The 24,206-nt window shown below is 71.9% G+C and carries 15 protein-coding genes; 6 read left to right on the top strand and 9 right to left on the bottom strand.

Features of this window, described 5'->3' with window-relative positions:
• Nucleotides 1-60: 60 nt before the first annotated feature.
• Nucleotides 61-1,263, bottom strand: a complete 1,203-nt coding sequence (locus tag RCR19_RS11885) for a S8 family peptidase (RefSeq protein ID WP_331265110.1) — start codon at nt 1,261-1,263, stop codon at nt 61-63.
• A gap of 379 nt (nt 1,264-1,642) precedes the next feature.
• Between RCR19_RS11885 and RCR19_RS11880 the strand changes: the two genes are divergently transcribed.
• Nucleotides 1,643-4,267 carry a glycosyltransferase family 1 protein gene (locus RCR19_RS11880; RefSeq protein ID WP_331269415.1) on the top strand — a complete coding sequence of 875 codons (2,625 nt, stop codon included), beginning with the start codon at nt 1,643-1,645 and terminating at the stop codon, nt 4,265-4,267.
• Between the two features lie 112 nt (nt 4,268-4,379).
• Here the strand turns inward: RCR19_RS11880 and RCR19_RS11875 are convergent, their stop codons facing one another.
• The 7 genes from RCR19_RS11875 to RCR19_RS11845 all read right to left on the bottom strand — a co-directional run bounded on the left by RCR19_RS11875 (nt 4,380) and on the right by RCR19_RS11845 (nt 16,481).
• Nucleotides 4,380-4,886, bottom strand: a complete 507-nt coding sequence (locus RCR19_RS11875; RefSeq protein WP_331265109.1) for a DUF1990 domain-containing protein — start codon at nt 4,884-4,886, stop codon at nt 4,380-4,382.
• Between the two features lie 66 nt (nt 4,887-4,952).
• Nucleotides 4,953-6,620 carry a M4 family metallopeptidase gene (locus RCR19_RS11870; RefSeq protein ID WP_331265108.1) on the bottom strand — a complete coding sequence of 556 codons (1,668 nt, stop codon included), beginning with the start codon at nt 6,618-6,620 and terminating at the stop codon, nt 4,953-4,955.
• Between the two features lie 240 nt (nt 6,621-6,860).
• Nucleotides 6,861-8,909 (bottom strand): M4 family metallopeptidase, encoded by a 2,049-nt coding sequence (locus RCR19_RS11865; RefSeq protein ID WP_331265107.1) that lies wholly within the window; start codon nt 8,907-8,909, stop codon nt 6,861-6,863.
• A 288-nt stretch (nt 8,910-9,197) separates the two neighbouring features.
• Complete coding sequence (locus RCR19_RS11860; RefSeq protein ID WP_331269414.1) at nt 9,198-10,991, bottom strand: ABC transporter ATP-binding protein; 1,794 nt, start codon at nt 10,989-10,991, stop codon at nt 9,198-9,200.
• Nucleotides 10,992-11,002: 11 nt separating this feature from the next.
• The gene (locus tag RCR19_RS11855; protein ID WP_331265106.1) at nt 11,003-12,721 is read right to left on the bottom strand and encodes an ABC transporter ATP-binding protein; all 1,719 of its coding nucleotides are present in this window, start codon (nt 12,719-12,721) and stop codon (nt 11,003-11,005) included.
• A complete protein-coding gene (locus RCR19_RS11850; RefSeq protein WP_331265105.1) occupies nt 12,718-14,625 on the bottom strand; it encodes an ABC transporter ATP-binding protein in 1,908 nt (635 codons plus the stop codon). Before RCR19_RS11850 ends, RCR19_RS11855 begins: the two co-directional genes overlap by 4 nt.
• Complete coding sequence (locus RCR19_RS11845; protein WP_331265104.1) at nt 14,622-16,481, bottom strand: ABC transporter ATP-binding protein; 1,860 nt, start codon at nt 16,479-16,481, stop codon at nt 14,622-14,624. Before RCR19_RS11845 ends, RCR19_RS11850 begins: the two co-directional genes overlap by 4 nt.
• 206 nt (nt 16,482-16,687) lie before the next feature.
• Between RCR19_RS11845 and RCR19_RS11840 the strand changes: the two genes are divergently transcribed.
• Genes RCR19_RS11840 through RCR19_RS11825 form a run of 4 tightly spaced genes read left to right on the top strand, consistent with a single transcriptional unit; the run spans nt 16,688 to nt 20,319 of the window.
• Nucleotides 16,688-17,599, top strand: a complete 912-nt coding sequence (locus RCR19_RS11840; protein ID WP_220292286.1) for an ABC transporter ATP-binding protein — start codon at nt 16,688-16,690, stop codon at nt 17,597-17,599.
• On the top strand, nt 17,596-18,360 hold the full coding sequence (locus tag RCR19_RS11835; RefSeq protein ID WP_331265103.1) for an ABC transporter permease: 765 nt from the start codon (nt 17,596-17,598) through the stop codon (nt 18,358-18,360). Before RCR19_RS11840 ends, RCR19_RS11835 begins: the two co-directional genes overlap by 4 nt.
• Before the next feature lie 29 nt (nt 18,361-18,389).
• On the top strand, nt 18,390-19,694 hold the full coding sequence (locus tag RCR19_RS11830; protein WP_331265102.1) for a sensor histidine kinase: 1,305 nt from the start codon (nt 18,390-18,392) through the stop codon (nt 19,692-19,694).
• Nucleotides 19,684-20,319: a response regulator transcription factor gene (locus RCR19_RS11825; protein ID WP_331265101.1), complete on the top strand. Its 636-nt coding sequence runs from the start codon at nt 19,684-19,686 to the stop codon at nt 20,317-20,319. The genes RCR19_RS11830 and RCR19_RS11825 overlap by 11 nt, the downstream gene beginning before the upstream one ends.
• Nucleotides 20,320-20,349: 30 nt before the next feature.
• Here the strand turns inward: RCR19_RS11825 and glgX are convergent, their stop codons facing one another.
• A complete protein-coding gene (gene glgX / locus RCR19_RS11820) occupies nt 20,350-22,611 on the bottom strand; it encodes a glycogen debranching protein GlgX (RefSeq protein WP_331265100.1) in 2,262 nt (753 codons plus the stop codon).
• Nucleotides 22,612-22,811: 200 nt separating this feature from the next.
• Between glgX and RCR19_RS11815 the strand changes: the two genes are divergently transcribed.
• Complete coding sequence (locus RCR19_RS11815; protein WP_331265099.1) at nt 22,812-24,017, top strand: Ig-like domain-containing protein; 1,206 nt, start codon at nt 22,812-22,814, stop codon at nt 24,015-24,017.
• Nucleotides 24,018-24,206: the final 189 nt, after the last annotated feature.

Genomic DNA, 24,206 nt, shown 5'->3' with positions numbered 1-24,206 from the left:
GCCGGCAAGGTTACGCGTGTCCGGTTAATTCTTCTTTACGCCTGTCCGTTCGACTGTCGGTCAGGGATTGGCCACGTGCAGCAGCCTGTCGGGTGATCCGGTCCCCGCGTTCTTCACCCTCCCGCGCACCGCCTGCTGCACCAGTGCCCGGCTCACCTGTGCCGGAGTGGCCTTCGGATGTTTGGCGAGATAGAGCGCCGCCGCCCCCGCGGCATGCGGTGCCGCCATCGACGTACCGGACAGGGTCGCCGTGGCGGTGTCGCTCGCGGACGAGTCGGAGGTGATGGCGACGCCGGGGGCGAACAGGTCCAGGCCCGAACCCCAGTTGGAGAAGACCGCCCGGGTGTCCTTCCGGTCGCCGGCACCCACCGTGATGGCCTGGGGGACGCGGGCCGGGGAGTACAGACCGGCCGGGAGCCCCTCGTTGCCGGCGGCGACCGTGTAGCTGACGCCGGAGGCGATGGAGTTGCGCACGGCCGCGTCCAGTTGGGTGCTCGCGTAGCCGCCGAGGCTCAGGTTGGCCACCGCGGGCTTTCTCGCGTGCCTGGTGACCCACTCGATGCCGGCGATCACCTGCGCGGTGGTGCCCGCGCCCTTCGCGTCCAGGACGCGCACCGCGACGACCTTCGCCCGCTTGGCGACCCCGTACCGGGTGCCCACGGCGGTCCCGGCGACGTGCGTGCCGTGCCCGTTGGCGTCGGACGCGGTCCTGTCGTTGTCCACGAAGTCCCAGCCGTAGCCGGCCCGGCCGCCGAAGTCCTTGTGCGAGATGCGGATCCCGGTGTCGATGACGTACACCGTCACGCCCGCGCCCGCCGGTTCGGGCCAGGTGTAGCCGTGGTCGAGCCGCTGGTTCGGCTGGTCGATACGGTCCAGGCCCCACGAGGGCGGGTTCTTCTGGTAGTGGTCCAGGGTGACTCTGGTGTCCTGGACGACCGATGCCACGTGGGAGTCCGCCGCCAGGCGCCGGGCCTGCCGCTCGTCGACTCTCACCGCGTACCCGTTGAGGGCGGTTCCGTAGGTCTGGCTTATTTTCGCCCCGTACTTCTCGGCGATGCTCCTGCCGAGTGCCGACGGGGCCTTCGTTCCCCCCTTGAGCGTGACGATGTAACTTCCGCTGACTGTGCCGGGGCCACCGGCGCCCAGGACGACCCCCTCCGGGGCGGCCTGCGCGGTCGGGCTGAGGGCCGAGAGCGCGGCGACCGTGGTGACCGCGGTGAGGCTGCCTGCCCAGCGCAGACGCGCGTTTCCCGTCCGTGTCATGACTCGAGTTCCCCTCCTCGACTCGGCGTGGCGCGGCCGGGGTTCGTCCGTGTCCGGGCGGTGCTCCGGCCGCTACGCCAGTGGGCAGCCTCTCGTGCGGCGTGAACCGTCACAAGGTCGCCCAGGAGGGCGGAATCGGCCATATCGGTAGGGGTCGGTATGTAAAGGTTGCGTTGTCTTTCGGGCGTCCCGGTTCGGGCGATCCCGTCCCGTCCGGCGCGCGGGGGCGCCTCGTAGGGCCGCCGGGCGGGCGTCCGGAGGACGGCGGAACCTCGCCGCGGCCGCGACCCGGGCTGCGTACAAACCCGACGGTAGGCGAACCGAGCGGCGTACCGTCGGGTGTGACATGCCGCCCACGTCCTCCGTGAAGGTGGAATTCGTGAAGGCCATCCGCAGGTTCACCGTACGTCCCGTCCTCCCCGAAGCCCTTCACCCGCTGAGCGACCTGGCGCGCAATCTGCGCTGGTCGTGGCATGCGGAGACCCGTGACCTCTTCCAGTCCGCCGACCCCGAGTGCTGGGCCGCCTGCGACGGCGACCCGGTGCGGCTGCTGGGGAGCGTGCCTCCCGCCCGGCTCGCCGAGCTGGCCGAGGACCGCCGCTTCCTGCGCCGCCTCGCCGCGGTCGGCGACGACCTCGCCGACTATATGAGCGGCGACCGCTGGTACCAGTCCCGTTCGTCCGGCTCCGACCTCCCCGCCGCCATCGCCTACTTCTCGCCCGAGTTCGGCATCACGGCGGCGCTGCCCCAGTACTCCGGCGGCCTCGGCATCCTCGCCGGCGACCATCTGAAGGCGGCCAGCGACCTCGGCGTCCCCCTGATCGGCGTCGGTCTGCTGTACCGCCACGGCTACTTCCGGCAGACCCTCTCACGGGACGGCTGGCAGCAGGAGCACTATCCGGTGCTGGACCCGAACGAACTGCCCGTGGTGCCCCTGCGCGAGCCCGACGGCACGCACGCCCGGGTCTCCCTGGGGCTGCCGGGCGGCCGCCGGCTCCAGGCCCGCGTCTGGCTCGCCCAGGTGGGCCGGGTGCCGCTGCTGATGCTCGACTCGGACGTCGAGGAGAACGACCTCGGCGAACGGGGCGTCACCGACCGGCTGTACGGCGGCGGCAGCGAGCACCGGCTGCTGCAGGAGATGCTGCTCGGCATCGGCGGGGTGCGCGCGGTACGCACGTACTGCCGGCTGACCGGGCACGCCGAGCCCGAGGTGTTCCACACCAACGAGGGCCACGCCGGTTTCCTCGGCCTGGAGCGGATCGCCGAGCTGTGCGACGGCGGTCTCGACTTCGACTCCGCCCTGGAAGCGGTCCGGGCGGGCACGGTCTTCACCACCCACACCCCCGTCCCCGCGGGCATCGACCGCTTCGACCGGGAGCTGGTGGCCCGGCACTTCGGCCCGGACGCGGAACTGCCCGGTATCGACGTGGAGCGGATTCTGCGACTCGGGATGGAGACGTACCCGGGCGGTGAGCCGAATCTGTTCAACATGGCGGTGATGGGTCTCAGGCTCGGCCAGCGCGCCAACGGCGTGTCCCTGCTGCACGGCAACGTCAGCCGGGGGATGTTCTCGGGCCTGTGGCCGGGCTTCGATCCCGACGAGGTGCCGATCACGTCCGTGACCAACGGGGTGCACGCGCCGACCTGGGTGGCGCCGGAGGTGTTCCGGCTCGGGGCGCGGCAGATCGGCGCCGAGCGCACCGAGGACGCCCTGACGGTGGGCGGCCCCGAACGCTGGGACGCGATCGAGGAGATCGCCGACCAGGAGATCTGGGATCTGCGCCGGGACCTGCGCGAGCAACTGGTGGTGGAGGTACGGGAGCGGCTGTACGCGTCGTGGCGGCAGCGGGGTGCGGGGACGGCCGAACTCGGCTGGATCGACGGGGTGCTGGATCCCGACGTGCTCACGATCGGATTCGCCCGGCGTGTGCCCTCGTACAAGCGGCTGACGCTGATGCTGCGCGATCGGGACCGGCTGATGGAACTGCTGCTGCATCCCGAGCGCCCGATCCAGATCGTGGTGGCCGGCAAGGCGCATCCGGCGGACGACGGCGGCAAGCGCCTGATCCAGGAACTGGTCCGGTTCGCGGACGACCCGCGCGTGCGCCACCGGATCGTCTTCCTCCCGGACTACGGCATGGCGATGGCGCAGAAGCTCTATCCGGGCTGCGACGTCTGGCTGAACAACCCGCTGCGCCCGCTGGAGGCCTGTGGCACCAGCGGTATGAAGGCGGCGCTCAACGGCGGCCTCAACCTCTCGGTCCGGGACGGCTGGTGGGACGAGTGGTACCAGCCGGACTTCGGCTGGGCGATCCCCACGGCCGACGGCGCGGCGACGGACGAGGACAGGCGCGACGACCTCGAGGCACATGCGCTGTACGAGCTGCTGGGGCAGCGGGTGGCCCCGCGCTTCTACGAGCGGGGCCAGGGCGGACTGCCCGACCGCTGGATCGAGATGGTCCGCAGGACGCTGATGAACCTGGGCCCGAAGGTGCTGGCCGGGCGGATGGTGCGCGAGTACGTGGAGCGCCTCTACACCCCGGCGGCCCATGCGCACCGGGCGATGCGGCCGGACGCGGCGCGTGAGCTCGCGGTGTGGAAGGCACGGGTACGGGCGGCCTGGCCGGGCGTCACGGTCGACCACGTCGAGACCCCGGCAGCGGCGGCGACGGCCGAACTGGGCACGACACTGGCGCTCCGCGTCCGTGTCGGCCTCGGCGAACTGGCGCCCGGCGACGTGGAGGTCCAGGCGGTCTCGGGCCGCGTCGACTCCGACGACCGCCTCGCGGACGCGACGGCGACCGCGCTGAAACCGGCGGCCGGTCCCGAGCCGGACGGCCGCTGGGTGTACGAGGGCCCGCTGGCGCTGGACCGGACGGGGCCGTACGGCTACACCGTGCGGATCCTGCCGGCGCATCGCCTGCTGGCCTCCGGTGCGGAGCTGGGCCTGGTGGCGGTGCCGTCGGAGGAGGCGGGGGAGGGAGCCGGGGTGCTGCTGCGCTGAGCGCGGCGTGCGGGCCGGCGCCGGTCCTGTCGCCGTGGGCCAGGGCCTGTCGTTCGGATCATGTCGGCGTCGATCGAGTGGCGCGGTGCCGACCTGATCCGGACGACGGACCCTAGGAGTCCTCGTCCCCGCACAGCCTCTGCAGCGCCGCGCCGCACCGTCGTGCGTAGGCGTGCTGGAGGCCCCGCGCGGCCGGGCCGCCCGCCTTGGTGTACCACTTGGCCGGGCGGCTGAAGGCCGTGATCGTCAGCCAGACCGTGCCGTCCCCGGTGCGGTCCACGACGAAGGACTCCTCGCCGCACTCCGGGTGGCCGGGCAGCGTCCCGTACGCCCAGCCCGCCCGGCGGTGCTCCTCGACGGTCCAGACCACCCGACAGGGTGCCTTGATCACACCGCCGAGGGTGACGGTGACATCGACTCCGGTGGCGGCCCGGTCCTCGGCCGCGATGACGCCGAGGCCCGCAGCCCGGTGCATCTCCCAGGTGAGGACCGCCTCGGCCGCCCGGCGGAACACCTCCTGGCCCTCGCCGATCCTCGTGCGAAGGTGCAGGGGACGGAAGCCCTCTGGGCAGTGGCCGGGCTTGCGGGTCGCACCCACATCCTCGTACGTGAACGACATGGGCCCAGCGTAGGACGGTCCCCGGCGACGTCGTCGCGCCGGGGGCCGCCATGTCCTATCTGCGTACTAGTTCACGTTGACGGCGGACCAGGCCGATGCCACCGCGTTGTACTCGGCGCTGCCGGAGCCGTAGAGGGCGGCGGCAGCCGAGAGCGTGCCCGTGCGGGCCGACTTGTAGTTGGTGGTCGACGTGAAGTACGTCGTGAGCGCCTTGTACCAGATCTGGAGCGCCTTGGCGCGGCCGATGCCGGTGACGGTGGAGCCGTTGGAGGTGGGTGAGTTGTAGGTCACCCCGTTGATCGTCTTGCTGCCGCTGCCCTCCGACAGCAGGTAGAAGAAGTGGTTCGCCACGCCCGACGAGTAGTGCACGTCGAGGTTGCCCACGCTCGAGGACCAGTTGTCGGCGGAGCCGCCGTCCTTGCTGGGCTTGTCCATGTAGCGCAGCGGCGTGCCGTTGCCGTTGATGTTGATCTTCTCGCCGATGAGGTAGTCGCCCGGGTCGGCGGAGTTGTTCGCGGCGAACTCGACGCCGGTGCCGAAGATGTCCGAGGTGGCCTCGTTCAGGCCGCCGGACTCGCCGGAGTAGTTGAGGCCCGCGGTGTTGGAGGTGACGCCGTGGCTCATCTCGTGACCGGCCACGTCCAGCGAGGTCAGCGGGTGGTTGTTGCCCGAGCCGTCGCCGTAGGTCATGCAGAAGCAGCTGTCGTCCCAGAACGCGTTGACGTACGAGTTGCCGTAGTGCACCCGGGAGTAGGCGGCCTTGCCGTCGTTCTTGATGCCGCTGCGGCCGAAGGTGTTCTTGTAGAAGTCCCAGGTGGCCTGTGCGCCGTAGGCGGCGTCCGCGGCCGCGGTCTGGTCCGTGGAGGAGCTGGAGGCCGTGCCCGTGCCCCAGACGTCGTCCGCGTCGGTGAACAGCGTGCCGGTGCCGGAGGTCCTGTGCGCCAGGTTGTACGTCTTGTGACCGCCGCGCGTGGTGTCGTACAGCTGGTACGTCGAACCGGACTTGGTGGTGTTCAGGGTGACCGTGCCCGAGTACAGGCTCTTGCCGGTGCCGGTCTCGATCCCCTGGTACTCGTAGAGCTTCTTGCCGGTGGCGGCGTCGGTGACGACGTGCAGCTGGTTCGGGGTGCCGTCGTCCTGGAGCCCGCCGACGACCGTCTCGTACGCGAGGACCGGGGTGCCCGAGCCGGCCCAGATCACCTTGCGCGCCGTGCCGTCGGCCGCGGACCGGTCCGAGCCCGCCGCCTGCGCGGCCTTGACGGCCTGCTTCTCGGCCGTCGCCGCGGTGACCTGCGGCTTGAGGGAGGCCACCTTGATCGTCGCCTGCGTCGCTCTGGTCACGCCCTCGGTCCTGCCGGACTTCGACTCGTGGACGACCAGGTCGCCGCCGAGGACCGGCAGGCCGGCGTACGTGCGCTCGTAGCGTGTGTGGACCGTTCCGTCGACGTCCTTGACGACGTCCTTGACGACCAGTTCCTCCTTGACGCCGAGGCCTATCTTCCGGGCCGTCTCGGGTGCCGCGGTCCGTGCCTGCTCGACGAGGGAGGCGCGCGCGGTCGAGGACAGGGTGACCGGGGCGGCGGCGAGCGGGGCTGCGGTCCTGCCCGCTCCCGGGGTCGCGTCCTGGGCGGTGGCGACGCCGGTGCTCAAGCCGGTGGTGAGCAGGGCCCCTGATGCGACGGCGGTGGCGATGGCCAGGGTGGTGCGCTTGTGACGCGCGTAGAGGGAAGTCACGCAAACTCCTTCTGTGGGGGCGCCCGGACGGCGTGGGGTGCCGTTCGGACGGAATGAAGTTGCGGTGCGGGTGAGCCGTGCGGTGGAAGAGTGACACCAAAGACGCGTACATGTCAGGTGCAGGACGTGAGGTTGTCTCAAATTCGACAGAGCGATGAACGTTGCCGGAAGACGAACGGGCGCCGCCCGGAGGGGTCGACCCCCGGACGGCGCCCTGTCCCCGCCGCTTGCGTGAGCGGTTTACGGGAAGGTCAGCTTCCAGCTGTTGATCCGGCCGACGTCCTGGGCCGCCTGGTCCTGGACCCTCAGCTTCCACGTCCCGTTGGCCGTTTGGGCCGAGGCGTTGACCGTGTAGGTGGCCTGCACGTTGTCCGCCGAGTCGGACGAACTGGCGTTCTTCAGCCGGTACGCGGTGCCCGAGGGACCCACCAGGTCGATGACCAGGTCGCCCCGCCAGGTGTGCGTGATGTCGACGGTCACCTGGAGATTGCTCGGCGCGTTGCCGGTCCTGCCGGACACGGTGATCGACGAGGTGACCGCCGGTCCGTTGTCCGGAATGGACACCGGGGTGGTGTTCTCGAACGAGGTGCCGCCACCGCCGCCCCCGCCGGAGCGGGCCCCGACCGCGACCGCCGCCCAGGCGTCCTGCACCGCCTTGTACTCGGCGCTCGTGGTGCCGTACAGCTCACCGGCCGCCGCGAGCGTGCCGGTGCGGGCCGCCGCGTAGTTGGTGGTCGAGGTGAACTTGGTGGTGAGCGCGCGGTACCAGATCTGCAGCGCCTTGTCGCGGCCGATGCCGGTGACCGGCAGGCCGTCCGCGGTCGGCGAGTTGTAGCTCACGCCGTTGATGACCTTGGCGCCGCTGCCCTCGGACAGCAGGTAGAAGAAGTGGTTCGCGGGGCCCGACGAGTAGTGCACGTCGACCGACCCGATCCCCGAGTACCAGCTGTCCTTGGACGCGCCGTCCTTGCTGGGCTTGTCCATGTAGCGCAGCGGGGTGCCGTCGCCGTTGATGTCGATCTTCTCGCCGATCAGGTAGTCACCCGGGTCGGCGGAGTTGTTCGCGTAGAACTCCACGCCGGTGCCGAAGATGTCCGACGTCGCCTCGTTCAGGCCGCCGGACTCGCCGGAGTAGTTGAGACCGGCGGTGTTGGAGGTGACACCGTGGCTCATCTCGTGACCGGCCACGTCCAGGGCCGTCAGCGGGTCGGCGTTGCCCGAGCCGTCGCCGTAGGTCATGCAGAAGCAGCTGTCGTCCCAGAACGCGTTGACGTACGAGTTGCCGTAGTGCACCCGGGAGTAGGCGGCCTTGCCGTCGTTCCTGATGCCGCTGCGGCCGAAGGTGCTCTTGTAGAAGTCCCAGGTGGTCGCGGCGCCGTAGTGGGCGTCGGCGCCGGCGGTCGCGGCGTTCGACGTGGTGCCGTTGCCCCACGTGTCGCTCGACTGCGAGAACAGCGTGCCGGTGCCGGACGTACCGCGGTTGAGGTTGTACGTCTTGTGGCCGCCGCGCGAGCCGTCGTTCAGCGTGTACGTCGAGCCCGACTGCGTGGTGGTCAGCGTGACCTGCCCGCTGTACTGGGTGTTGCCGATGCCGTTCCTGACACCTTGGTAGCGGAAGAGCTCCTTGCCGGTGGCGGCGTCGCTGACGACGTGCAGCTGGTTCGGCGTCCTGTCGTCCTGGAAACCGCCGATGACCGTCTCGTACGCGAGGGTGGGCTTGCCGCCGGCCGCCCAGATCACCTTGCGGGGCGCGCTGTCGGCGCCGGTCTGCTGCGAGCCCGCCGCCCGGGCGACGGACAGCGCCTGCTTCTGCGCGGTCGAGGCGGAGACCGCCGGCGTGAGCGAGGCGACCTTGATGGTGGCCTGGGTCGCCTTGACGACCTGCTCGGTCTGCCCGGACGCGGCCGTGTCCACCACCAGGTCGCCGCCGAGGACCGGAAGGCCGGCGTAGGTGCGCTCGTAGCGGGTGTGCAGGGTGCCGTCGCCGTCCTTGACGACGTCACGGACGACCAGCTTCTCCTGGGCGCCGAGGCCGATCGTCCGGGCGGTGTCCGCCTTCGCCGTGTCGGCGTCGCGGATCAGCTCGGCACGCTGCGAGGGGGACAGCTTCAGCGCGGTGTGCGCGGGATTGATCTTCCCGGCGGCGGGGGCGGCCGGAGGAGCCGCGGCGCTCGCGGCGCCCGTCTGGACGGCGGCGGCCAGCAGGGCGGAGACGCCGACGAGGGCGAAGGCGACGGCGCTGCGGGCGGGGGTGTGGGAGGTGCGTCTGCGAGAGGAACTGCTTCTCAACACTGACTCCTTCTGCGTGGCCGCGGGTCGCGCGGCCAGGGGAGACCGGACGGCTGGTCGGCCGTCCGGGCAGAACAGGCGGAACGCGGAACCAGGTGCATGAAGGTGACGGGCCGCCGCACGACGTGGAGCTGTGGGGGTGCTGTGAAGCGGCCGTGGGAAGCGTGCCAGGGGAGTGCGCTTTCTGTCAGGAGCGCGTCAAGAACTTGTCCGGAAATGGTTCGTTGGGTGAAAGGTCACGTTCGGTATACGGACTGTTCGGCCGATCCCGGGGTGCGGACCGTCCCCTCAGGCAGGCGTCGGCCGCTCCCCGTGCCAGGAGCGCCACAGCGCGGCGTACGCTCCGTCGGCCGCCACCAGGTCGTCGTGCGAGCCCAGTTCGGCCAGCCGGCCGTCCTCCATCACGGCCACCCGGTCCGCGTCGTGCGCGGTGTGCAGCCGGTGCGCGACGGCGATCACGGTTCTGCCCTCGAGCACCGCGGCCAGGGCGCGCTCGGTGTGGCGTGCGGTGCTCGGGTCCAGGAGCGCCGTCGCCTCGTCGAGGATCAGGGTGTGCGGATCCGCCAGGACCACCCGGGCCAGGGCGAGTTGCTGCGCCTGGGAGCCGTCCGTGGCGAGGCTCCCTCCCGGCCGATCGGCACCGGAGCCCGGCGAGTGGCCGCCCGGTTCCAGCGCGGTGTCCAGGCCCTCCGGCAGGTCCCGCACCCAGCCGTCGGCGCCGACGGCGGCCAGGGCGGCCCACAGGCTCTCGTCCGTGGCGGACGGGTCGGCGATCCGCAGATTGTCGCGGACGGTGCCCAGGAAGACGTGGTGCTCCTGGGTGACGAGGACGACCTGGCGGCGCAGTCGTTCGGGGCCGAGACCGGCGATCGGCACCCCGCCGACGGTCACCGAGCCCGCTCCGGGCGCGTCGACGCCGGCCAGCAGTCTGCTCAGTGTGGTCTTCCCGGCGCCGGAGGGGCCGACGACCGCCAGCCGCTCCCCGGGCCGCACGGTCAGGTCCACCCCGCGCAGCACCTCGCCCCCGCGGTCGTAGGAGTAGCGGACCCCGCGCACATCGATCCGGTCGTCCGCCGGGCCGGGACCGTCGCCGTCCGGCGCGGAGCGCGGGGACCGGGCCAGCCCCTCCACCCGGGCGAAGGAGGCGCCGCTGCTCTGCAACTGCTCGACGCGCACCAGGATCTGGTCGAGCGGTTCCGCGAACTGCCGCAGATAGAGCGAGGCCGCCACCACCGCCCCGAGACTCATGGCCCCGTGCGCGTGCAGCACCCCGCCGACCAGCAGCACGCCCGCGACCGGGAGGATGTACGAGACCTCCACCACCGGGAAGAACACGGTGCGCAGGTGGAGCGTGTACATGCGGGTACGCCGTGAGGTCTCCAGCGCGTCGTGGCTCGCGGCGGTCCGCCGCTCCTGCAGCCCGAACGCCTCGACCGCGCGGGCACCGGACGCGGTGGCCGCGAGGATCTCCGCGACCTCCGAGGTCGCCGCGCCCTCGGCCAGATAACCGTCCCGGGCCCGGCGCAGATACCAGCGCAGCGCGAACCGGACGGGCACGATCCCGAGGATCCCGACGGCGCCCAGCAGGGGATCGAGCACGAACACCGTACCGAGCACGAACGCCGCGTGCACGGTGTTGATCAGAAGCTCGGGACCGGCGTCGCGCAGGGTGGTGCCCACGGCGGACACATCGGCGGTTCCACGGGCCGTCAGATCGCCGGTGCCGGCCCGTTCCACCACGGAAGCGGGCAGCGCGAGGGCCCGGTCGACGAACTCCTCGCGCACGCGTGCGAGCGTCCGCTCCCCGAAGCGGTGCCCCACGTACCGGGCCCAGCGGGCCAGCAGCAGCTGTGCCAGCGAGCACAGCAGGATGGCGAGTGCCATCCGGTCCACGGCACCGACACCGTGCCCGGCCTTGACCTCGTCGACGATGCGGCCGACCAGCCACGGCCCGACGAGCCCGGCGCCGGCCGCCGCCGCGTTCAGGGCCAGTGCGGCGCCGAAGGCGCCCGCGTCGGCCCGCACAAGGCGCGCGGCGGCGCGCCGCACGTCCGCCGGCTCCGCGATCGGCAGCCGGCCCATGGCCTTCGTGGTCAACGCACGGCCTCCTCGGCGTCCGCGTCCCGCGCCACCAGCGCCCGGTAGCCAGGGTCCGCCGCGAGCAGGCCACGATGGCTGCCGGTGGCCGCGACCTTCCCGTCGACCAGGAAATGCACGGTGTCCGCACGGTCCAGGACGAGCGGCGAGGTGGTGGTGACGACGGTGGTGCGGCCGCTGCGGGCGGCGCTCAGCCGGTCGGCCACCACCGCCTCGGTGTGGGCGTCGAGCGCCGAGGTGGGTTCCACCGCGAGCAGCACCTCGGGGTCGGCCAGCAGTGCCCGTACCAGCCGTACACGCTGGCGCTGGCCGCCGGAGAGGCTGCGGCCCTGCGCGGCCACCTGCGTGTCGAGACCCTCGGGCAGGCCGAGCACGATGTCGTCGGCGGCGGCCGCGTGGACCGCTCGCCCGATGTCGTGCTCGTCGCGCTCCCGGCGCCCGCTCACCAGTTCGCGCAGCGGTCCGGCGAACAGGTCGGCCTCGTGGTCGGCGACCAGGATCCGTTCGCGCACCTGCGCCAGGGCGATCCCGTCCAGCCGGGATCCGCCCCAGGTCGCCTCGGACGGGACGTAGCGGCCCAGCCGGTCGACGACGGCCCTCGCGTCGGCGGACCGGGCGGCGGCCAGCGCCGTCAACCGGCCCGGCGGCACCCGCACACCGGACTCCGGGTCGTGCAGAACCGAGGGTTCGGCGGGCGCGTCCGCGGTGCCGTCGTCCGCCACCGGTTCGAGACGCAGCAGCCCCACGACGCGGCGGGCGGCCACCACTCCCCGGCTGAGCTGGTAGCCGGACTCGATGAAGAACGCCACCGGGCCCACCAGGACGGCGACATAGCCGTACACCGACACGAGCTCGCCCACGGTGATGTCGCCGCGCGCGGCCAGCCGGGCCGCCAGCCAGGTCACCACCGCGAGGAACAGCGTCGGCAGCCCCACGCCGAGTGCCTGGATCCAGCTCGTCACCGCCCCCACCCGGTAGCCCTGCTCGCGCAGCCGCTGCGAGTCCCTGCGGAAGGCGTCGGCGAACAGGCGCTTGCCGCCCAGGCCGTTGAGCACGCGCAGACCGCCCGCGAGATCGCCGATCCGCGCGGTCAGCACACCCTGCCGCTCCCGGTAGCGCGCCTCCGCCCCCTGAAGCCGCACCGTCAGCGGTCCGACCAGCAGGGCGATCAGCGGGACGCCGAGCAGGACCACGACGGCGAGTTGCAGGGACACCGACAGCAGCAGTCCGGCGATCACCGCGTAGGCGACGACCGCCCCGACCCCCGGTCCGACGAAGGTCAGGGACTGGCCGATCGTCTGCACGTCGCCCACCCCGATCGTGACCACCTCCCCGGCCCCGGCACGTCCGGGCAGCGACGCCCCGAGCCGGACGGCCTGCCCCAGCACGACCTTGACCGTCCGGAAGTTGGCGTCCATCCGCACCCGGGTCATCGTGCGGTGCCGCATGATGCTCAGCCAGGCGTTGAACGACCCCACCACGAACAGCGCCACGGTCCACCCGCACAGCGCGCCCATGTCACCCGGCTCCAGGCCGTCGTCGATCGCTCGGGCCATGAGGTACGGCGTCGCGGCCAGCAGCACCATCCACGCGGTGCCCAGCAGAGCCCCGGCGGCGCACCGGCCCGGCTGACGGGTCACCAGCCACCACAGGTACCACCAGCCGCCGCGGTGGTCGGGCGTCCCGGGATCCTCGTACGCGTCGACGCCCCTCACGCGAGACTGTCCCGCCAGGCCCGGTGCAGGTCCGCGAACCGGCCCGTGCCCGCGATGAGCGCGGCCGGGCTGCCGTCCTCGACGACACGGCCGTTCTCCATGACCAGCACACGGTCCGCGATCTCCACCGTCGACAGCCGGTGCGCGATCACGACGGCCGTGCGTCCCCGCAGCACCGTCACCATCGCCCGCTGGACGGCCCGTTCACCGGGGATGTCCAGGGAGCTGGTCGCCTCGTCGAGGATCAGGACGGCCGGGTCGGCGAGCAACGCGCGGGCGAACGCGACGAGCTGCCGCTGACCCGCCGAGATCCGGCCGCCGCGTTTGCGCACATCGGTGTCGTAGCCCTCGGGGAGTGCGCTGATGAAGTCGTGCGCGCCGATGGCCTTGGCCGCCTGTTCGATCTCCTCCCGGGTCGCGTCGGGGCGGCCGATCGCGATGTTCTCGGCGACCGTGCCCGAGAAGAGGAACGCCTCCTGGGTCACCATCACCACCCCGCGCCGCAGCTCGGCCAGGCCGAGGTCGCGCAGGTCCGTGCCGTCCAGCAGGACCCGGCCGTCTGAGGGGTCGTAGAAGCGGGCGAGCAGCTTGGCGAGCGTGGACTTCCCGGCACCGGTCGCGCCGACGACCGCGACGGTCCGGCCGGCGGGCAGCGTCAGCGAGAAGCGGGGGAGCACCTCGGCTCCCGTACGGTACGCGAAGCGCACTTCATCGAACACGACTTCACGTCCGGGCTGCTCGCCCTCGAGCGGCGGGAGCTGCGCGGGCTCGGAGGGCTCGGGCACCGTGGGAACCTGAGCCAGCAGCCCCGCGATCTTCTCCATCGAGGCCGCCGCCGACTGGTAGGCGTTGAGGAACATGCCGAGCCGGTCGATGGGGTCGTACAGACGTCGCAGATACAGGACCGCGGCCGCCAGCACACCGAGCTCCAGCGAGCCCTCCGCCACCCGGTAGGCGCCCCACAGCACGATTCCGGCGACGGCCGTGTTGGCGATCAGCCGGGAGCCGACGACATAGCGGGCCATCTCCAGGAGCGCGTCGCCGTTGGTCCGGGCGTGCCGCTCGTTGAGGACGCGGAAGGCGGCGTCGTTGGCTGTCTCGCGCCGGAACGCGCGCACCGGTCTGATGCCGTTCATCGTCTCGGCGAACTTCACGATCACCGCGGCGATGGCCGTCGACCGACGGTGGAAGATCCGCCCGGCCCGGCGCTGGTAGAGCCGTACGAGCCAGTAGAGCGGCACCAGCGACGCCACGGCCACCGCGCCGAGGCCGAGGTCCAGCCACAGCAGCAGCGCCGAGATGTAGACGAACGACAGGACGACCGTGACCAGTTCCTGCAGTCCCTCGGCGAGCAGTTCGCGCAGCGACTCGACGTCCGTGGTGGACCGCGAGATCAGCCGGCCGGAGGTGTAGCGCTCGTGGAAGTCGACGCTGAGCGCCTGCGCGTGACGGAAGATCCGGCCGCGCAGATCGAGCAGTACGTCCTGGTTCACACGGGCGGAGACGACGATGAACAGGTACTGCAGCCCGCCCGCGGTCGCTGCGGCCAGCAGATAGGCGACCGCCACCGCGATCAGCGGCCCGTGGTCGTGGTCCCTCAGCGCCGGTACCGCGTGGTCGATCGCGTACGCCACCAGCAGCGGGCCCACCTGCACCGCGGCCTGCTGAAGCAGGAGCAGCACACAGGTCAGCACGACCTGGGGCCTGAGCGGTGCGAGCAGCGAGCGCAGCAGCAGGGCCGTGGCGCCCGGGGGCGCCGGGAGGGTGTCGTGGTCGAAGGGGTCGTCGGAGGCGGCGGACGGCGGTTGTGGCCGGTACCGGTCCAGGTCCCGGCCGTGCGGCGCGTCCGGTCGGGGTCCTTCCTGCTCGGACGACGTAGAGAGCTTGGGGGCGGGCGCGGTCATCGGGCCTCCTCGCATTCCTCGTCCTGGGGATCTCCGGACATCAGATGGGCGTACTCGGCGTTCGTGCGCAGCAGTTCATGGTGGGTGCCGACGGCGGTGATACGGCCGCCGGAGAGCAGGGCGACGCGGTCGGCCAGCAGGACCGTGGACGGGCGGTGGGCCACGACCAGGGCGGTCGTCCCTTCGAGGACCCGGCGCAGGGCCGCCTCGACCGCGGCCTCCGTGTGCACGTCGAGGGCGGAGAGGGGATCGTCCAGGACGAGGAAGCGAGGGCTGCCGACGACCGCGCGGGCCAGGGCGAGGCGCTGCCGCTGCCCGCCGGAGAGGCTGAGTCCTTGCTCGCCCACCTGGGTCCGGGTGCCCTGGGGGAGCGCGTGGGCGAAGTCGGCCTGTGCGATGCCGAGGGCCTGCTCGAGGTCCTGCTCGCCGGCGGTGTCCGGGGCGCCCATCAGGACGTTGTCGCCGACGGTGGCGGAGAAGAGGGTCGGTTCCTCGAAGGCGACGGCCACGAGTTCGCGCAGGGCGGCCCGGGGCATGGCGGTGATGTCCCGCCCGTCCAGCGTGATCCTGCCGGAGGTGACCTCGTGCAGTCGGGGGATGAGGGCGGTGAGGGTGGTCTTTCCGCTGCCGGTGGCCCCGACGAGGGCCATGGTCTCGCCCGGGCGGATATGGAGGTCGATGCGGTCGAGGACCGCGGGGGAGCCGGGCGGGGCGTCCGGGTAGCGGAACCGGACGTCGTCGAACCGGAGTCCGTCCTGTGCCGTGAGGACCGCTCCGGCGGGTTCGGGGCGGGCGCCTTCGGGCGCCGGGCCGCGCGGCCCGGTCCCGGCCGGTGACGGCTCCGGGACGCCGGCCCCGGCGGACTCCGGTTCCTCGCCCATCACCTCGAAGTACCGCTCCGTCGCGGTCGCCGCCTCCTGGCTCATCGCCAGCAGGAACCCGATCGAGTCCACCGGCCACCGCAACGCCAGCGCCGTGGACAGGAAGGCCACCAGCGTCCCCGCGGACAGGCCGCCGTCCGCCACCTGGACCGTCCCCAGCACCAGCGCCGCCCCGATGGCGAGCTCCGGCAGGGTGACGATGACCGCCCAGATCGACGCCAGCAGCCGTGCCTTGGCCAGTTCCGTGCCGCGCAGCGTCCTCGACAGCTCCCGGAAGGTGCGTGCCTGGCTGCGGTGCCGCCCGAACCCCTTGATGATGCGGATGCCGAGGACGCTCTCCTCGACCACGGTGGTCAGATCGCCCACCTGGTCCTGGGCCTGCCGCGCCACCTCCGCGTACCGCCGCTCGAAGAGCGCGCACATCACCACGACCGGGATGCCCGGGCCGAGGATCACCAGCCCGAGCGTCCAGTCCTGGAGCAGCATGATGATCACGCCCACCAGAATGGTCACGCCGTTGACCAGGAGGAACGTCAGGGGAAAAGCGAGGAACTGACGCAGCAGCATCAGATCGGTCGTGGCACGCGAGAGCAGCTGCCCCGACGCCCAGCGGTCGTGGAAGGCGACGGGCAGCCGCTGCAGATGCCGGTACAGGTCCGCCCGCATGTCCGCCTCGACCCGGGACAACGGACGGGCCACCAGCCACCGCCGTATCCCGAACAGCACCGCCTCGGCGATCCCGAGCAGCAGCAGGTACAGCGCGCCGAGCCACACCCCCGCCGGATCCCGGTCGGCCACCGGCCCGTCCACGAGCCACTTGAGGACCAGCGGGATCACCAGGCCGACGCACGACGCGACGATCGCGACGAACGCGGCGGTGGACAGCCGCACCCGCACCGGTCGCACATACGGCCACAGGCGCAGCAGGGTGCGCACGGCGGAGCGGTCCTTGGGGGTTACACGTTGTGTGGGCATCAGGGGGAGCCTACGGACCGGCACCGACAGTGCCCAGCGAGTTTTGGCCGGACCCGGATCGGTCTGCGGTCCTACGACCTGCGTGTACGAGGAGTCGCCCGGTCCGTCGGCCGCCGGGTCGTACCCCCGCATCAACCGATCGGCTGATGCACCTTCGAGCGAGGCGGCCGATGTGCCGGACGGGCTCCGGCCGGGACCCTCGAGCCATGACCACGCATCCCGTCATCGAAGTCAGCGGACTGCGCAAGTCCTACGGGGGAAGGGCCGTCGTCGACGGCGTCACCTTCGCCGTGGAGGAGGGCGAGATCTTCGGAATCCTCGGCCCGAACGGCGCGGGCAAGACCACCACCGTCGAGTGCGTCGAGGGCCTCAGGACTCCCGACGAGGGACGGGTCCGGGTCGCCGGGCTCGATCCCGTCGCCGACCACGAGCAGGTCTCCCGGGTCCTCGGCGCCCAGCTCCAGCAGAGCGAACTGCAGGCCAAGATCACCGTGCGCGAGGCGCTGGAGCTGTACGCGTCCTTCTACCCGCACCCCGCCGACTGGCGCCCGCTCGCCGAACGCCTCGACATCACCGGACAGCTCACCGCCCGGTTCGGCAAACTCAGCGGCGGCCAGAAACAGCGCCTGTTCATCGCGCTCGCCCTCATCGGCAACCCGAGGGTGGTCGTCCTCGACGAGCTCACCACCGGACTCGACCCGCGAGCCCGCCGCGACACCTGGCGGCTCATCGAGGACGTACGGGGGAACGGCGTCACCGTCCTGCTCGTCACGCACTTCATGGAGGAGGCGCAGCGGCTCTGCGACCGGATCGCGGTCATCGACAAGGGCCGGATCGCCGCCCTGGACACCCCGGCCGGACTGATCCGCAGGGCGTCCGGCTCCACGGTCATCAGCTTCACCCCGTCTGCGCCGCTGGACGAGGACGAACTGCAGGCGCTGCCGGCGCTCGCGTCCGTCGCCCACAAGGACGGCCGGATCACGCTCGCCGGCACCGACGAGACCGTCAACGCGGTCATCTCCCTGCTCGCCCGGCAGCACATCACCGCCCATCAACTCCGCGTCACCGACGCCACGCTGGACGACGCGTTCCTGGACCTGACGGAGGCCTCGGCATGAGCACCTCGACCCTTTCCGCGGCGCGTCCGCGGGCGGCCGTCCTGCGCACGGAGGTACGGCTCTTCCGCCGCGAACCCGGCGGCATCTTCTGGATCCTGATGTTCCCCACGCTGCTGCTGGTGATCCTCGGCTCCATCCCGGCCTTCCGGGAGAGCGACAAGTCCCTCGGCGGCCTCAGGCTGGTGGATCTGTACGTCCCCGTGGTGGTCCTGGTCGCCATGATCACCGCCGGGGTGCAGTCGATGCCGCAGGCCCTCACCGGCTACCGCGAGCGCGGCATCCTGCGCCGTATGTCCACCACGCCCGTGCGGCCCTCGTCACTGCTGTCCGCGCAGATGTTGGTGCACGGACTGGCCGTCCTCGTCTCCACGCTGCTCGCGCTCGCCGTGGGCCGGGTCGCCTTCGACGTGCGTCTGCCGGAGCAACTCGCCGGATACGTCCTCGCCCTGGTCCTGGCCGTCCTCGCCGCCCTCGCGCTGGGTTCGGTGGTCTCGGCCGTCTCCCGTACGACGAAGATCGCGGGTGCGATCGGGTCCGCCGTGTACTTCCCGATGATGTTCTGCGCGGGGGTGTGGCTGCCGGTGCAGTCCATGCCGCACACCCTGGCCCGGGTCGTGGAGCTGACCCCGTTCGGGGCGGCCGCCCGTGCGCTCGGCCAGGCGGCCTCCGGCGACTGGCCCGGCTGGGGCCACCTCGGCGTGCTCGCCGCATGGACGGTGCTCCTGTCGGCCCTGGCCGCACGATGGTTCCGCTGGGAGTGAGACCGGTACCCGCTGTGCAGACTGGTCGTATGACAGCCGAGACGCAACAGGTGCCGGGCATCGCCGTCGGTGCCTGGTCGGCCCCGGGCTCGGCCGCGGTGGAGCAGCGCTGGGCGGCCTGGCACCGGTGGGGACCGTACGGTCTCCTCGCCGGGGGGACCCTGACCTCGATCGTCTCCGCGGACGCGGTCGGCATGACCACCCGGGCCAGGTACGCGGCCGGTGCGATGGTGGCGGCGGCCCTCCTCCTGCAGTGGGTGTGGGGGAGGGCGTCCCGTGGGCGCACGGGACCTTCCCGGGCGGGCGCCGCCTACTACACCGTCCGCTGGGTGCTCGGCTTCGCCCTCAGCTGGCTCAATCCGTTCTTCGCCCTCTTCGCCGTCACGGGCTACTTCGGCGCCAACCGGCTGCTGCCGCAGCGCCTGGTGAAATACGGCCTTGTCGCCACAGCCGTCACGATGTCCGGTTCACAGGCCGGGGGCATGCCGCCGCAGGGCGGGGTCGGCTGGCTCGGCTTCGGGGTGCTGCTCGGAGTCAACCTCGCCCTGCTCGCCGTCTTCGCCCGCATCGCGGCGCACGAGGACGAACGCGCCCGTGTGCAGAGCGACACCATCGCCGAACTCGAGCGCACCAACGCGGCCCTGAAGCAGGCCCTCGACGAGAACGCGGCCCTTCACGCCCAACTCCTCCTCCAGGCCAGGGAAGCCGGGGTCGCCGACGAGCGCCGGCGCCTCGCGGCCGAGATCCACGACACCATCGCGCAGGGCCTGACCGGGATCATCGCCCAGCTCCAGGTGGTCGCGGGCGCCTGCGACCTCACGGTGGCCCGCACCCATCTCGACCGGGCCTCCGCGCTCGCCCGGCACAGCCTCGGCGAGGCCCGCCGCTCCGTCCACAACCTCGCCCCCGTCGACCTGGAGCACGCCGGGCTGCCCGAGGCCCTGGACAAGACGGTCGCCCAGTGGGGCGAACGGACCGGAGTGGGGGCCCGGTTCACGGTCACGGGCACCGCGGTGCCGCTCCACGACGAGGTGTCCGCCACGCTGCTGCGTATCGTGCAGGAGGCACTCTCCAACACCTCCCGTCACGCCTGCGCCACCCGCGTCGGAGTGACGCTCAGCTTCATGGGCGACGAGGTGAGCCTCGACATCCGCGACGACGGCCGCGGTTTCGATCCGCACCGGCTCCCGGAACGCACCGGCACGAGGGGCTTCGGGCTTGACGGCATGCGGGCCCGTGCCGAGCGCATCGCGGGCTCCCTCGTCCTCGAGTCGGAGCCGGGACAGGGCACGGCGGTCTCGGCTCGCGTACCGTTGGTGGGCGATGACCGATGACGCGACCGTCTCCCTGCTGATCGTCGACGACCATCCCGTCGTTCGGGACGGGCTGCGCGGCATGTTCGAGAACGCCCCCGGGTTCCGCGTCCTGGGCGAGGCGTCGGGCGGTGTGGAGGCGGTGGCCCTGGCCGCGGGACTCGACCCGGACGTCATCCTGATGGATCTGCGGATGCCGGGAGGCGGCGGGGTGGAGGCCATAGCCACGCTCACCCGCTCGGGCGCCCGCGCGAAGATCCTGGTCCTGACGACGTACGACACCGACTCGGACACCCTGCCCGCGATCGAGGCGGGCGCGACGGGCTATCTGCTCAAGGACGCGCCGCGCGACGAACTCTTCACCGCGGTACGGGCCGCGGCCGAGGGCCGCACGGTGCTGTCCCCGGCGGTGGCCTCCCGGCTGGTCTCGGCGGTGCGCTCCCCCGGGAACGAGCCGCTCTCCGTCCGTGAACGCGAAGTGCTGGCGCTCGTGGCCAAGGGCACGTCCAACCGCGAGATCGCCCGGGTGCTGTTCATCAGCGAGGCCACGGTGAAGACCCATCTGACGCATCTCTACGCCAAACTGGGCGTCAAGGACCGGGCGGCGGCGGTGGCGGTGGCCTACGACCGCGGGATTCTGGGCTAGGGCCGGTCCGCCCGGTGCCACGGGACACCCTCACTCCGAGACCCGCAGCAGCAGCACCGCCCGCGCCGGCACCGTCACCGTCGTACCCGCCCGGTGCACCGTCTGCGGTGGCAGGGTCTGCTCCTCGCAGGAGGTGTCCACGACCAGTTCGTAGCGTTGCGCCCATGGCGGTCCCGGCAGCACGAAGGCCGTCGGGCGGTCCCCGGCGTGCAGCACCGCGAGGAAGCTGTCGTCCACCACCGGGGCGCCCCGGGAGTCCCGGCCCGGGATGTCGCGGCCGGAGAGGTACATGCCCAGGGTGGCCGCGGGCGCGTACCAGTCGCGTTCGGTCATCTCCGCCCCGTGTGCGGTGAACCACGCCAGGTCCCGCAGACCGTCCGCCGAATGGGCCCGCCCGGAGAAGAACGCACGGCGGCGCAGCACCGGATGGCGGTGGCGCAGCTCGATCAGACGCGAGGTGAGGTCGAACAGCGCCCGCCAGCCCGGGTCCTGAAGCAGGCTCCAGTCCACCCAGCCGATCTCGTTGTCCTGGCAGTAGGCGTTGTTGTTCCCGCGCTGGGTGCGGCCCATCTCGTCGCCCGCCACCAGCATCGGCACACCCGTCGACAGCAGCAGTGTGGTCAGCAGGTTCCGCAACTGCCGCCGCCGCAGCGTGCGTACCCGCTCGTCGTCGGTCTCGCCCTCCGCGCCGCAGTTCCAGGAGCGGTTGTCGTCGGAACCGTCTCGGTTGCCCTCGCCGTTCGCCTCGTTGTGCTTGCGCTCGAACGACACCAGGTCGCGCAGTGTGAAACCGTCGTGCGCCGTCACGAAGTTGACCGACGCGTACGGCCTGCGGCCGCCCCATGCGTACAGGTCGCTGGAGCCGGACAGGCGGTAGCCCAGGTCCCGTACGTCCGGCAGCGCACCCCGCCAGAAGTCCCGTACGGCATTGCGGTAGCGGTCGTTCCACTCCGTCCACAGGGGTGGGAACGCGCCGACCTGGTATCCGCCGGACCCCACGTCCCACGGTTCCGCGATCAGTTTCACCCGGCGCAGCACCGGGTCCTGGGCGATCACCGCCAGGAACGGGGAGAGCATGTCCACATCGTGCATGGACCTGGCGAGCGCCGCTGCGAGGTCGAAGCGGAAGCCGTCGACGCCCATCTCGGTCACCCAGTAGCGCAGGGAGTCGGTGATCAGCCGCAGGACGTGCGGCTGCACCACGTGCAGCGTGTTGCCGCAGCCCGTGTAGTCCGCGTACTGGCGGGCGTCCGACTGGAGTCGGTAGTAGCCGCGATTGTCGATGCCCTTGAGGGACAGCATCGGGCCGAGCTGGTCCGCCTCCGCCGTGTGGTTGTAGACGACGTCGAGGACGACCTCGATCCCCGCAGCGTGCAGCGCCCGCACCATCCGCTTGAACTCGCCGACCTGCTGGCCCGTCGTGCCGGAGGCCGCGTAGCCCGCGTGCGGGGCGAAGTAGCCGATCGAGTTGTAGCCCCAGTAGTTCCTCAGTCCGCGCCGCAGCAGGTGGTCCTCGTGCGCGAACTGGTGGACCGGCAGCAGCTCCACGGCGGTCACGCCCAGCTTCACCAGGTGCTCGACGGCGGCCGGGTGCGCCAGACCGGCGTAGGTGCCGCGCAGTTCCCCGGGGATGTCCGGGTGCAGCCGGGTGAAGCCGCGGACGTGCAGCTCGTAGATCACCGAGTCCGCCCACGGCGTTTTCGGACGGTGGTCGTCCGCCCAGTCGTCGTCATCGTGCACGACCACGCCCTTGGGCACATGGGGCGCGGAGTCGCGTTCGTCGCGCACGGTGTCCGCCACCCGCTGGTCGGGCCAGTCCCGCACATGCCCGTACACCTCGGGCGGCAGGCCGAAGTCGCCGTCCACAGCGCGTGCATAGGGGTCGAGGAGGAGCTTGGCCGGGTTCCACCGCGCCCCGGTCCACGGGTCCCAGCGGCCGTGCACCCGATAGCCGTAGCGCTGCCCCGGCATCACGCCCGGTACGAAGCCGTGCCAGATCTCATGGGTCAGCTCGGTGAGCCGCACCCGAGTCTCGCGGCTCTCCGCGCCCGCCCCGTCGAACAGGCACAGTTCGACCGCCTCCGCGCCGCCCGCCCACAGCGCGAAGTTGGTGCCCACGACCCCGTCCGGGCCCGCACGGAAGCGCGCCCCCAACGGCGTGGGCGCGCCCGGCCACACGGGCACGGGCAGCACCGGACGCCGACTGCCGTTCAGCACGGCGGCCGGGCGCACGGACCGCACCCCGTCCGCCCGCTCCCCCTGCACTGCCTCCCGCTCGGCTGCGCTCGACACCTGTAAGCCTCCCGCGGCTCGGTGGACGACGCGGAAAACGGCGCACGGCGTCCCGCCCTTTCCTGGCTTGTCCGCCTTCGACGCGCCCCTGCGGCTCACGGGCGCGGCTCGTCGTCGCGTCGTCCTCCCCCCTGTTCTGCCCAGAGCTTGGCTCGCACTCACGTTTCCCCAGGAGGGGCTGGGTCGTTGGAATCGTCGTGATGCACGTACAGACGCGCGCGTGGCGCGCAGGCGCCGTCCTCGCGACGGCACTGACCTGGGTGGCCCTCCTGGCCGGCTGCACTTCGAGCGGGGTCGGCGACGTGTTCGGCAGGCCCGCCGCGCCCGACGACGTCATCCGCGTCTCTCCCGACGACGGCAGCAGGGACGTGCACGCCGGGGGGCGGCTGCGGGTCCAGGTGCCGAGCGGCCGTCTCGAGTCGGTGACCGTCGTCAGGTCGCAGGACGGCCAGGAGTTCCCGGTGCTCGGGCGTCTGTCCGCCGACGAGACGGTCTGGAAGCCCGACGACCCCCGGCTGGTCCTCGCCGCCGAGTACACGATCGACGCGGTGGCCCTCGACGGTGACGGCCGGCGTGTGGCCCGCCACGCCACCTTCACCACCTTTGTTCCCGACCGGCGCTTCGTCGGATACCTCATGCCGGAGAACCGCGCGACCGTGGGCACCGGAATGATCGTGTCCGTCCAGTTCAACCGGCAGATCACGAATCGTGCCGCCGTCGAGCGGGCGATCCGCGTGACGGCCAGGCCGGCCGTCGAGATCCGTCCCCACTGGTTCGGCGACAAACGCCTCGACTTCCGGCCCCGGCAGTACTGGAGACCCGGCACCAGGGTGACCGTCGCGCTGCGGCTGCGTGATGTCGAGGGCGCGCCGGGGGCGTACGGACTGCAGTACAAGAACGTCTCGTTCACGGTCGGACGCAGTCAGGTCTCGCTCGTGGACGCGGCGGCGCACACGATGAAGGTCCGCCGCGACGGCAAGGTGGTCGCCACCGTGCCGATCACCGCGGGCGCTCCCAGAACCACCACCTACAACGGGAAGATGGTGGTGATGGAGAGGCTGGCCGTCACGCGTATGAACAGCCGCACCGTCGGCTTCGGCGGCGAGTACGACATCCCCGACGTCCCGCACGCCATGCGCCTGACCGAGTCGGGCACCTTCGTCCACGGCAACTACTGGTCGCCCGACGCCCCCGGGCGCGTCAACGTCAGCCATGGGTGCGTCGGTCTGAAGGACGTCAAGGGCGGCGGGTCCGGCACCCCGGCGGGCTGGTTCTTCGACCGCAGCCTCGTCGGCGACGTGATCGAGGTCGTCCACAGCGACGACAAGAAGGTGGCGCCCGACAACGGGCTGGGCGGCTGGAACATGGGCTGGGACGAGTGGAAGGCGGGCAGCGCGGTGTGGTAGTGCCGCATGGGGGGCACACGGGGGGTGCGCGGCCCCTGGACGCGATGCGCCTGCGCGCGGCCCCGCTTTGGGACTGAACAGTGACAATCGCGGGGAGTCATCGGGGCAGGGGGTGTGATTAATTTGCGCAATGCGCGCGCGGGTCGCGCAGGAGTGCGGGCCTCAACAGGCCGTGCGAGGGGAGAAACA

Source organism: Streptomyces sp. WAC07094, assembly GCF_036320405.1.
In the GTDB taxonomy this organism is placed as follows: domain Bacteria; phylum Actinomycetota; class Actinomycetes; order Streptomycetales; family Streptomycetaceae; genus Streptomyces; species Streptomyces lannensis.
Note: the sequence above shows the minus strand (reverse complement) of the source record. Positions and strands in the feature narration are given on the sequence as shown.